The organism is Commensalibacter sp. M0133 (assembly GCF_016101485.1).
Lineage (GTDB): Bacteria > Pseudomonadota > Alphaproteobacteria > Acetobacterales > Acetobacteraceae > Commensalibacter > Commensalibacter melissae.
On sequence record NZ_JACFQI010000001.1, the window covers coordinates 163736 to 176439 of the forward strand.

At 39.3% G+C, this 12704-nt stretch carries 6 protein-coding genes; all 6 read left to right on the forward strand.

Going from position 1 to position 12704, the window contains the following annotated elements; translation table 11 throughout:
• The first annotated feature begins 60 nt into the window (after positions 1-60).
• The 6 genes from H3T46_RS00760 (at position 61) to H3T46_RS00785 (ending at position 12698) form a co-directional block, all read left to right on the forward strand.
• Complete coding sequence (locus H3T46_RS00760; protein WP_198184900.1) at positions 61-1023, forward strand: complex I NDUFA9 subunit family protein; 963 nt, start codon at positions 61-63, stop codon at positions 1021-1023.
• A 100-nt stretch (positions 1024-1123) separates the two neighbouring features.
• Positions 1124-2557, forward strand: coding sequence for an NAD(P)-dependent oxidoreductase (locus H3T46_RS00765; protein ID WP_198184901.1), 1434 nt, complete (start codon positions 1124-1126; stop codon positions 2555-2557).
• Between the two features lie 47 nt (positions 2558-2604).
• Positions 2605-7125 carry a glutamate synthase large subunit gene (gltB, locus tag H3T46_RS00770; RefSeq protein ID WP_198197132.1) on the forward strand — a complete coding sequence of 1507 codons (4521 nt, stop codon included), beginning with the start codon at positions 2605-2607 and terminating at the stop codon, positions 7123-7125.
• A 265-nt stretch (positions 7126-7390) separates the two neighbouring features.
• Positions 7391-10030 (forward strand): cation:proton antiporter, encoded by a 2640-nt coding sequence (locus H3T46_RS00775; protein ID WP_155565315.1) that lies wholly within the window; start codon positions 7391-7393, stop codon positions 10028-10030.
• Positions 10031-10078: 48 nt separating this feature from the next.
• Positions 10079-10543, forward strand: coding sequence for a (2Fe-2S)-binding protein (locus tag H3T46_RS00780; RefSeq protein WP_110438888.1), 465 nt, complete (start codon positions 10079-10081; stop codon positions 10541-10543).
• Complete coding sequence (locus H3T46_RS00785; RefSeq protein ID WP_198197133.1) at positions 10533-12698, forward strand: xanthine dehydrogenase family protein molybdopterin-binding subunit; 2166 nt, start codon at positions 10533-10535, stop codon at positions 12696-12698. The genes H3T46_RS00780 and H3T46_RS00785 overlap by 11 nt, the downstream gene beginning before the upstream one ends.
• Positions 12699-12704: the final 6 nt, after the last annotated feature.

The following is a 12704-nucleotide window of genomic DNA, read 5'->3' on the forward strand; positions in this document are numbered from 1 at the left end:
ATTTTTCAAATGAGAATAAACACTATTCGATAAATTTGATTATGAAGCTGGGAAAGTTTGATGCGTAAAATAGCAACGATTATTGGTGGTAATGGATTAATTGAAAATTACCTTGTTGAGCGGTTGGTTAAGCAGGGATATGTGATAAGATTGGCAGTACCTTTTCCTGCACATACGAGAGAACAGAAAATATTTGGTAATGTTGGACAGGTTACCCCATTGTTTTGTTCATTTGATCAAGAAAATACTATTGTTCGATCCATTGAAGGTGCAAGTGTCGTTATTAATCTTGCAGAAGCTTTTGTTGGAAAAAGCAAGGGTAATCTTGAAAAAATAAATGTAAAAATCGCTGAAAAAATAGCAAAAATCGCAAGTGCAGCAGGTGTCAAAAATTTATTGCATTTTTCTGCTTTGGGTGCTGATTCCACAAGTCCTTCCTCTTATCTGGTCAGCAAGAAAAAGGGGGAGGAAACCGTATTGAAAACATATCCTTCTTCAACGATTGTAAGGGTTGGAATCAGTTTTGGTCCAGAAGATCAGTTTTTGAATAAGTTAGGATTTCTATCAACTTTTTTCCCTATTATGCCAGTTTATAATGTTAATACACGTTTACAACCTGTCTATGCAGGGGACATTGCTGATGCTGTTATCAAGATTGTTGAAAGTGAAGAAAATCATGGGGAAATTTACGAGTTGGCGGGTCCAGAAATACTTACTAATCGTGAGTTGATTTCCAAAGTTTTAAAAATAGTTCATCGAAAAAATGATGTAAGCGGGTTATGTCCAGGTTTTATAAAATTAATGGCTTATTTCCTGGAATATATGCCAGGTTCCTTAATGACCGCACGATTGGTTAATTTAATGAAATATGATTCTGTTGCTGGTCACAAGGGTAAAAATTTTGAATTTCTAGGTATTGTTCCATCTTCAATTGAAATGATCGCTCCTGCTTATCTATATTGTTACAGGCCTGCTTGCGACTTTGAAGAATTAAAAAAATTACAAAAAGAAGCCTATATTTGAAAAAAAGTTATGAAAGGTCAGTAGTACTGTCTTTTTATTAAAAATGGAATAGGATAGAAAGTTTAGGTGTAATCTGCCTTAAATATTAAGGAATTTAATTATGCCTAACCTAATGCTTAAATTTGTTAATTTAGATCAGCAGCAGCCTGAAAAACGTAATGCTGTTGAACGCAAACATGATTTTAACGAGATTTATCGACGCTTTTCAGAGGAACAAGCCAGAATTCAGGCCAGTCGCTGTTCACAATGTGGTATTCCATTTTGTACAACGAAATGTCCATTATCAAATTATATTCCTGACTGGTTGAAACTTACGGCTGAAAATCGTTTGGCAGAAGCTTATGCACTTTCAACTGCAACCAACAGTTTTCCTGAAATCTGTGGGCGCATCTGTCCACAAGATCGTTTGTGTGAAGGCAGTTGCGTAATTGAGGCGGATTACAAAAGTGTTACAATTGGAGCGGTGGAAGCTTTTATAACCGATCATGCATTTGATCAGAATTGGGTCACACCTATTATGCCTTTGGAAGAACTATCGCAATCTGTGGGAATTATTGGTGCCGGACCTTGCGGTTTGGCTGCAGCGGTCGTTTTACGAAAAAAAGGATATCAAGTCCATGTATATGATCGCTATGATCGGGCTGGTGGTTTAATGGCTTATGGTATACCTACCTTTAAACTTGAAAAAAATATTGTAACTCGTCGTCAGGAATGGTTAGAAAAATCAAATGTGATTTTCCATTTCAATACAAGTGTCTCAGATAAAACAGCTGAGCATTCCATCGCTTTTGAGGATCTAAGAAATAAACATGATGCGGTATTGATTTCAACGGGAGTTTATAAAAAGAAAGAAGTAAGCCTTTTTGGTTCAAATCTTAATGGAATTGTGCAGGCACTGGATTATCTGATTGATTCTCAAACGCAAAATAACGATAAAAATGAAATGAATGCAAAGGGTAAAAGAGTTGTCGTTATTGGCGGTGGCGATACTGCCATGGATTGCTTAAGAACTGCAATTCGTCAGGGGGCGAACTCAGTTCAATGTTTGTATCGTCGAGATAGGGCAAATATGCCTGGCTCTATGCGAGAGGTAAAAAATGCAGAAGAAGAAGGTGTGGAATTCATTTGGCAGGCAGCTCCAGATGCTTTTGTAGGTGAAGAAAAAGTGGAGGCAATTCGCGCATTAAGAACCGAATTAGGTTTGCCAGATGCTGGTGGTAGACAAAAAATCAGAATTATACCTAACAGTCATTTCACCTTGCAAGTGGATATGGTTATCAAAGCACTTGGATTTGATCCTGAACCATTGACCACCCTGTGGGATAACGACCAATTGGATACAAATGAATCTGGTACCATAAAATTGAATCATCATAGTCGTATGACTTCTTTACCTGGTGTTTTTGCAGGCGGCGATATTGTACGCGGGGCAAGTCTTGTTGTATGGGCTGTCAAGGATGGGCAGGATGTGGCGGAAAAAATTGCCCATTGGCTTGAACAACAAAATAATAAACAGAATGTTTCTGCTGCTTGAAAACAGATATCCAGAATTGAATGAATTCATTACGGTAGGTTATGAAAATGAATAATTATTCCTTTGTTGAACAAAGAAAAAAGAATGAAGCGATCCTAAAAGATGTTTATTCCACCGAACAAGAACATGATGCTTGTGGTGTAGGATTTGTTGTGGCTCTTGATGGTCAAAAACGCCGAGATGTGGTTGAGGCCGGTTTGGCAGCTTTAAAAGCCTTATGGCATCGTGGCGCTGTTGATGCTGATGGGAAAACAGGAGATGGTGCCGGTATTCATGTTGAAATACCACAGGATTTTTTCTTGCAATCCATTCGTAGTGGTCATCATGAGGTAAAACAGGGGCAGCTGGCTGTAGGAATGATCTTTCTTCCCAAGAATGATTTGGCCAGTCAGGAGCGCTGTCGACAGATTATCGAAACCGAAATTATGGGGTTTGGCTATTCAATTTATGGTTGGCGTCAGGTGCCAATTGATACGAACTGTATCGGTGAAAAAGCGAATGCCACACGTCCTGATATTGAACAGATTCTTGTCATCAATACACATCACCATTCAGAGGATGTTTTTGAACGCAATCTTTATATTATTCGACGGAAAATAGAGAAAAAGGCTGTTGAAAGTCATGTTGATCTTTATATTTGTTCAATGTCCTGCCGTTCGATAATTTATAAGGGCATGTTTTTGGCGGAAAATCTGTCCGATTTTTATCCGGATCTGTTGGATGAACGATTTGTCAGCCGTTTTGTGATTTATCATCAACGTTATTCAACCAATACTTTTCCGACATGGAAACTTGCGCAGCCGTTTAGACGCATTGCCCACAATGGTGAGATAAATACATTATCAGGTAATATAAACTGGATGAAAAGTCACGAAACAAGACTTTCCCATCCGGATTTGGATGCCTATATGACAGATTTGAAACCGGTTATTCAATTCAATGGATCTGATACCGCGGCGTTGGACAATGTATTTGAGCTATTAACCTTTGCGGGTAGGGATGCCCCTACGGTAAAGGCCTTGATGATTCCACCGGCCCTGGGATTGCTGCAGGATATTACCCAAGATGTGAAAGATATGTACAGCTATTCCAACGCGGTAATGGAACCTTGGGATGGACCAGCCGCTTTATGTGGAACCGATGGTAAATGGATTATTGCCGGATTGGATAGAAACGGGTTACGTCCTTTACGTTATACGATAACAGCTAATGATTTGATGATTTTGGGATCAGAAACAGGAATGGTGCATATTCCTGAAGATCAAATTCTTGAAAAAGGCAGATTAGGACCAGGAGAAACAATAGGTTTTGATATGGATAATTGTCTTTTTTATCGCCCTGAAGATATAACACAGCTTCTAGTTAAACGTCATAATTATAGTGATTGGATTACGAATACACAGCAGATTACTTCTATAGTAAAAGATCAGGATAATGAGCCTGTCTTATTCGCAGAGGATGAATTACGTAAAAGACAGCTTGCTGTTGGAATGAGTATTGAAGACCTTGAAACAGTATTGCAGCCTATGGTTGAAAATTCTGCGGAAGCGATCGGTTCAATGGGCGATGATACTCCCTTGGCGGTACTAAGTGAGCATTATAGAGGATTATCGCATTATTTCCGTCAACGTTTCAGCCAGGTTACCAATCCACCGATTGATAGTCTGCGAGAAACCCAAGTTATGACGTTGAGCACGCGTTTGGGAAATTTGGGTAATATCTTGGATCAGTCTTCCGAACAGTGTCAGTTATTACGTCTAAGCAGTCCGGTTTTGACGAGCAGTGAATTTATAGCATTGAAAGAATATTGCGGTAAAACCGGGTGCAGTATTGATTGTAACTATAAGGTCAATGATGGTGAAAAAGGGCTTCGTCAAGCATTGGCAAGAATTTGCAGTGAAGCTGAAGAAGCTGTTCGATGTGGGTGTACACATATATTCCTTAGTGATGACAAGCAAGATAGGGAGTATGCTAATATTCCAATGATTTTGGCAACGGCTGCCGTACATACTCATCTTGTTCGTCAATCCCTGAGAACCTTCACTTCTGTTAACGTGCAGGCGGCAGATTGTCTTGATGTGCACTCTATTGCGGTCTTAATCGGGGTTGGAGCTACAACAGTCAATGCTTATCTTGCTCAGGAATGTATAGCGGATCGTCATAAAAAAGGGCTTTTTGGAAATATTACATTAAGACAGGCTGTTCAAAACTATTGTAAAGCCGTAGATAAAGGCTTGTTGAAAATTATGTCCAAGATGGGAATTTCTGTGGTTTCTTCTTATCGAGGTGGATATAATTTTGAAGCGATTGGTTTGTCACGGGCATTAATTGCTGAATTTTTTCCGGGAATGTCTTCCAGAATTTCAGGAATAGGTTTATCTGGAATTGCACAAAATATTAAAAAGTCCCATCAATTGGCTTGGGATCCCAATGTGAAATTATTGCCGATCGGTGGGTTTTACAAATGGCGTCAACAAGGTGAGAAACATGCTTTAAGCAGTTCTGTCATTAAACTGATTCAGCAGGCTGTGGAAAAAGACAGTTGGCCATTGTACCAACAATATGTTCATGAAATTCACAGACAACCTCCAATGGCTTTAAGGGATTTATTCGATTTTCAATCGACAAATAAACCGGTCCCTGTTGAATCGGTTGAGAATATTACAAAATTGAGAAAAAGATTGATTTCCCCCGGAATTTCTCTCGGTGCGTTAAGCCCCGAAGCACATGAAACTCTTGCGATTGCCATGAACCGGATTGGAGCCCGTTCAGATTCGGGGGAGGGAGGAGAAGACGCGGTTCGGTACAAACCCCGTGAAAATGGGGATAATGCATCGTCGGCAATTAAACAGGTTGCATCTGGTAGATTTGGGGTAACCGCTGAGTATTTGAATAATTGTCGTGAAATTGAAATCAAGATTGCCCAAGGTGCAAAACCGGGTGAGGGTGGACAATTACCAGGATTTAAGGTTACGGAATTAATTGGTCGTCTTAGACATGCCGTCCCAGGAGTTACTTTAATTTCTCCGCCTCCTCATCATGATATATATTCGATCGAAGATTTGGCGCAACTTATTTATGACCTCAAACAAATTAATCCAGAGGCAACTGTGGGTGTTAAGCTGGTTGCGGCTTCAGGAATTGGAACAATTGCTGCCGGTGTAGCTAAAGCCAAGGCTGATACAATATTGATTTCAGGTCATAATGGCGGAACGGGTGCCTCTCCATTGACTTCCATTAAATATGGTGGAATTCCTTGGGAAATGGGGTTGGCGGAAGCGCATCAGGTGTTGATGTTAAATGGTTTGCGTGACCGGGTGGTTTTACGTGTTGATGGTGGTATCAAGACTGGTCGGGATGTTGTTATTGCTGCCATGCTAGGAGCGGAGGAATTCGGTATTGGTACACTTAGTCTTATAGCAATGGGTTGTATCATGGTTCGTCAATGTCATTCCAATACCTGCCCCGTTGGGGTTTGTACCCAGGATGAAAAATTGCGTGCAAACTTTGTTCAGGATGGGGCTGAACGTGTGATCAATCTGTTTTCTTTCATTGCTGAAGATGTAAGAAACATTCTTGCCACACTTGGATTTACATCTTTGACAGACATAATCGGGCGAACAGATCTTTTACGTCAGGTTTTACGTGGTGCATCTTATCTGGATGATTTGGATCTGAATCCATTATTGGCACGAGTGGATCCGGGGATGCATGCTGGTTATTGTGTTCGTGAAGGGTGTAATGAGGTGCCTGAAACATTGGATGCACAAATGATTGTTGATGCTCAGCCATTATTCGAACATGGTGAAAAAATGCAATTGCGATATAATGTTTATAATACATATCGAGCAATTGGAACAAAAATTTCATCAATGATAACCCGTCGGTTTGGTATGAAAGGATTGGCGCCGGATCATCTGACTGTTCGTCTTAATGGATCAGCAGGCCAATCGTTGGGTGCGTTTGCAGTTCAGGGTTTAAAACTTGAGGTTTTTGGGGATTCCAATGATTATGTCGGGAAAGGGTTGTCAGGGGCCACCATTATTGTGCGTCCTGTACCAGAAACAAAACTTGTTTCAAACCATAATGTGATTGTTGGCAATACAGTCTTATATGGTGCAACGGCCGGATATCTGTTTGCGGCCGGAAAGGCAGGTGAGCGTTTTGCGGTTCGCAATTCGGGTGCCACGGCTGTGGTTGAGGGATGCGGCGCCAACGGATGTGAATATATGACTGGGGGAACAGTGATCATTCTGGGTGAAATAGGTCCTAATTTCGGGGCCGGTTTCACAGGTGGAATGGCCTTTGTCTACGATCCCCACCAACAGTTTGAACGTCGTGTCAATGCGTCAACTTTGCGATGGCAGCGTGTGATTGATAAAAAATGGGAAGACAGGGTCAAAAACCTTATTGAAAAGCATATTGAAGAAACAAAAAGCCGATATGCTGCGCATCTTTTACATGAATGGCAGAATACAATAAAACATTTCTGGCATATTGTTCCCACAGAATATGCTCGAGTTATAAATTTTGAATTTAATGAAGATATTTTAAAAGAAACTGCATAATTTAGAACGGTATTACATCAAATTATGGATGGGCAATAGGATCAATTTCATAAAAATTTATCCTATTTTCAAAGATTTTATCATTTTATTTTAATGAAAATATGTTAATTATAATGCGGTAAAGCTTTCATAACGGTCTAAGATGAATTCTATATTTTTTTACGAGGAATTTTTTTAGTTATATTGACTTAAGTTGATATCCCATCCGTATTAGGCTTGATATATAAAATAATTCTAATTTTGTTTATAGCGGAGAGACATCAATATGCCAGTTACAGGCCTGGCCACTGTTTTATTAGCGACAGCTATATTATTGGTCATTGTAAGCGCCGTTCAGCCATTGGCAAAACGGCTGGAATTATCTGAAACTGTAATACTGGCTATTGTTGGGGTTGTTCTTGGTGGAACAGCTGATTTGATTTTACACAGCTCCCACATACATGTTTTTGATACAGCCGCTGAAATATTACTTGATTTTCCAATAAACAGCGAAGGTTTTTTGTTAATATTCCTGCCCATATTGGTTTTTCAGGCGGCATTGGCTATTGATGTGCGTCGTTTGGCCCATGAAATCGGCACGGTTCTTTTATTGGCCATTGTTGCGGTCATTGTCTCTACTGCCACTATAGGTCTGGCCTTATATCCCTTTTCGGGTATGCCTCTGACAGTTTGTCTGCTGGTTGGAGCGATCGTTGCAACGACGGATCCCTCTGCTGTTGCTGGCATATTCAGAGAAATTGGGGCGGCAACTCGTCTTACCCGTTTGGTTGAAGGCGAAGCTTTATTGAATGATGCTGCAGCAATTTCCATTTTTTCGACTTTGGTTGCCGCTATTATTGCGCATAAAGAGGTACATTTATTTAGTTCAGCTCTAGCAATTTTTCTTTCTTTTGTCGGGGCATTGATTGCAGGATTTTTCTTTGCACGTTGCGCTTTGTGGATGATTGTAAGTTTGGGTTCAAATACAGGTCGATCTGCGGAAATTACTTTAACGGTTGCCTTACCATATATTTCCTATATTGTCTGTGATGACTTGTTGCACTGTTCCGGTGTTGTGGCAGCGGCAGCGGCAGGATTGACCTTATCCGCTTATGGTCCCTCGACATTTAGGCCTCAAACATGGCGATTTTTGAATGAGTTATGGCAACAAATAATATTTTGGGCAGGATCGCTATTATTTGTGTTGGCTTCTATGCTTGTTCCCCGTTTATTGATTGGTATGACAAAATGGGATTTTATTCTTATTTTATTGGCGACAATTGCCGGGTTGCTGGCACGCGCAATGGTTATTTTTGGGATGTTGCCTTTACTTGCAGCTACAAAACTTTCGCCTCCAGTGCCGACGCCATTTAAAGCGACAATGGTATGGGGTGGATTAAGAGGTGCCATTACACTGGCCCTTGCATTGGCGGTAACGGAAAATGAATTGATACCAACACCGATTTCCCAGTTTGTAGGTATTGTTGCAACGGGTTTTGTATTGTTTACCTTGTTGGTTAATGGAACAACGTTAAGAGCGGTGGTAATTTATTTCCGGCTAAATGAACTTACACCCATTGACCAGGCTGTGCGCCACCAGATCCTAGGAATTGGATTGGGTAATGTTAAGGACAAGGCTCGTCGCGTGGCAAATGAATTTGGATTTTCAAATGTCATTACCAATTATACGCTCGAAGAGATTGACCGTCGTATTAATGAGGAAAGAGAAGCAAATAGTTTTGATACAATGTTGACTGATCGTCAACGTATTTCACTGGCTTTGATTACAATAGCTGCACAAGAGCGGTCAATTTTACTGGATCTTTTCCGTATGCAGGGTTTGCCACGAAGAGTGATGGAAACTCTTTTGCGTTCAGCGGAAGCTACGCTGGATGGTGCATGGACCGAGGGAAGGTATGGATACGTAAAAGCGATGCAGAAAAGATTGCATCCTCCTTTTCGATTTCGTGTTGCGCAATATATACATCGAAAATTGCATATCGACCGTCCCTTGATGTACTGCATGATGGAACGGTTTGAAATATTGCTGGTATCCCGATTTGTATCGATTTCCTTAACACGTTTTATGAAAAGGCGTATAGAGCCGACATTGGGTGTGCGAATTGCCGAAATTGTTTCAGAAGTTCTGGATAGGCAAAATCGTATGTTGGATGATGCGCTGGAAATTATGCGCATTCATTACCAGGGATATATTGAAGCTCTTGAATCAAGGTTTTTGAAATTGGTCACTCTTAGATTGGAAAGTGATGAATATAACAGTCTTTGGGCTGAATCCCTGGTTAGTGATGAGCTTTATTCCGAACTGGAAAAAAATGTTGAAAAGCGTTTTGAACGTTATAATCGTCGCCTAAAATTCAATCTCAAAAGTGGATTGGAAGAGCGCGTGAAGGAATTGCCATGTTTACGCGGTGTGCCACAGGCTGTTTTATATGATATAAGTATGTCTATGTCGGTCTATTTTGTATTTCCGAGTGAAAAAATCCTTCATCGTAAACAGAAGGTTAAAAATGTTTATTTTGTCAGTAGCGGATTATTTGAAACCCATTCTGCAAGTAAAAGTCTAACATATGGGATTGGTGATATTCTTGGTGCATCAGAACTTATTGCGGGTAAAAGAATTTATGCAAATTATCGTGCATTGAGGTTTGGATATTTATTGGTGATGCCAGCCGATGTATTTAAACGGTTAATTCAAGATTATCCGATTGTGGCCTATAATCTTTCAAAAATTGACGAGGCAAAAGATCGCCCCAATTCCCAGGATGACGATTTCATGATGTTGGGATATACACGACGTATAGCCAATAAGGAAAAACAGTTGATGTTGGGGTATGAGTCCAAGGAAATCAATAATTTAAAAAATGAGGGTAACATTGAAAATAATGATAAACAAAATAAAAACTGATAATTTATTCTTTTTGAATTAAAAATAGAACAGCAATCAGAACCAGATATGATTTCCATCACAGTTAATAAAAAGAAAATAGAACTGGATGTTCCATTAGATATGCCATTACTTTGGGTTTTGCGGGATATTGTTGGATTAACGGGTACGAAATATGGATGTGGTATTGGTTTATGCGGATCATGCACCGTTCATCTAGATGGTAAGGCTGTAAGATCTTGCTCCATTCCTGTTGGTGATATCGGGAATAGGGAGATAGTTACTATCGAGGGGGTTGGGGAAGACTCAATATTTCAAAAATTATTGGCGGCCTGGAAAGAGACGGAACCAACGCAGTGTGGTTATTGTCAACCTGGTCAGATCATGACGGCTTTAGCCTTGTTAAAAGAAAATGATAAACCTGATAAAAACGAGATTATAGAAGCTATGACAGGTCATATCTGTCGATGTGGAACATATCAACGTATTTATAAAGCTATTCAAATTGCTGCAGGTATAATGGATGAAGCATAAAAAAATTTCCCGTCGTGTTTTTTTGGGAAAAACGGGTGCTTTGCTTTTTGGGTTCATGTTACCTGTAGGGGGCAATGCGCAAAATGATCAGTTAGTGAAAGATTCAGATTTTTCCGAGCGAAAAAACAAAAAAAAACAATATTTAAATGCTTTCATAAAAATAAAAGCAAATAATGAAATCACTTTTTTCATACCCGATATTGAAATAGGTCAAGGGATTTTAACGGCTGCCTCAATGATTTTGGCCGAGGAATTGGATGTTGATTTAAAATCGGTTTCAGTTGAAACCAAAATGATTGAAAATGAACAAATAAAAAATATGAAACCAAATGAGGATTTAAATCTGACCTATGGTTCAGGTTCTGTTGCAAAAGATTGGTTCCCTCTCAGACAGGGTGCGGCTGAATTACGAATGATGCTTTTACAAACAGCAGCTGCGGAATTGAATATAGATAAAGGACGATGTCATACTGAAAATGGATATGTTATTTGTCCTGATAATCAAACATTCTCGTACGGAATGTTAATTTCAAAAATTATGACACTTGATATTCCAGAATCTATTCAATTTAAAAATAGATTAGATTATAAAATTATTGGCAAACCACAACCAAGGATTGATACGGATAAAAAAATTAAAGGTCAGTCTGTTTATGGTATGGATATTAAACTTTCCGGGATGAAAACGGGTTATATTATCAGCTCCCCGATCGAAGGGGATCAAATCCATCAAATTGATGATAGACAGGCCAAAAATGTTCCTGGAATCCAGGATATTTTAAAAAATGAAAAATCAATATGTATTATTGCTGATAATTTTTGGCATGCCCTGAAAGCGGCTGAATGTCTCGTGGTAAAATGGCAGGGTGATGAAAATATTCAACTGAATACATCAATGATTTATGAGAATTTAAAAAAGGGTATATCAAAACCTGCCACTATGCTTTTTCATAATAAAAATGCTTCAGTATCAGTTGAAATGGAAAATGAAAAAAAACTGTTTCAATGGGATTTTTTTCAGCCTATGCTTTTGCATGCGGCATTGGAACCTATAAATTGCACAATATATTTTCACGACAATCAATGTGAGTTATGGATAGGTTCCCAAGCTCCATCAGTGTTAAAGGAGCATATTGCTGAAAAATTTCATCTTTGTAAAGAAAATGTAATTCTTCATTATAATGAAATTGGCGGTAGCTTTGGTCGTAGATTGGACCAAAAATACATTCTTGATGCAGCTGAATTCGCACGACAGGTTTCATATCCGGTAAATTTTATATGGTCAAGGGAAGCCGACTTTCAAAATGATGCGTTACGTCCTCCATATTATGACCAGTTAAAGATAGGCGTAAATAACAAATTGGCGATTACCTCTGTTCATCATAAAATGATGACTTTTATTGACGATACAGACAAGAGGAATCCATCCAGTCCGAATTACCTTTTGGGGTTGGATACAATGCCTTATCATATTCATGACTATAAGTTTGAATATTCTGTATGTGATGCTCCGAAATTGAATTTCGGATCTGGACAGGGTAGAGAGGCAACTCGTAATGTTTTTGTATTGGAAAACATGATTAACAATCTGGCATTATATACACGTATGGATCCGATCGAATACCGTAAAACTTTGGGTCTTGATGATCGTGCAAAAGCAGTTGTTGATTTGTTATTGCAAAATGTCGAATGGAATAAATCTCAATCTGGAGATATTCGGCAAGGTTTCGCCATGGCACATGTATTTGGCAGTTATATCGCTCTAATTATAGAAGCTGAAATTACAACCAGTTCAGTCATTCTTATACATCGTGCTGATGTGGCGGTTGATTGTGGTTTGATTGTAAATCCAGAACAAGTTTGTGCGCAAATTGAGGGTTCAGTTGTTTTTGGATTAAGTGACGCCTTGTATGGTGAAGTGCAAATAGAAAACGGACAAATTAAACAGCGGAATTATAATCAATATCGAGTATTGAGAATGAATGATATGCCTAATGTCAAGGTTCATATGGTTAACAGTAATGAATCGCCGTCAGGGGTAGGTGAATTGGGAACAATAGTGGCAGCACCAGCACTGGGCCATGCCTTGGGATTGATTCAGGGTAAATTTTTTCATTCATTGCCTTTGGCGAAGCAGGTATTTCAGCATAAATAAGAATTT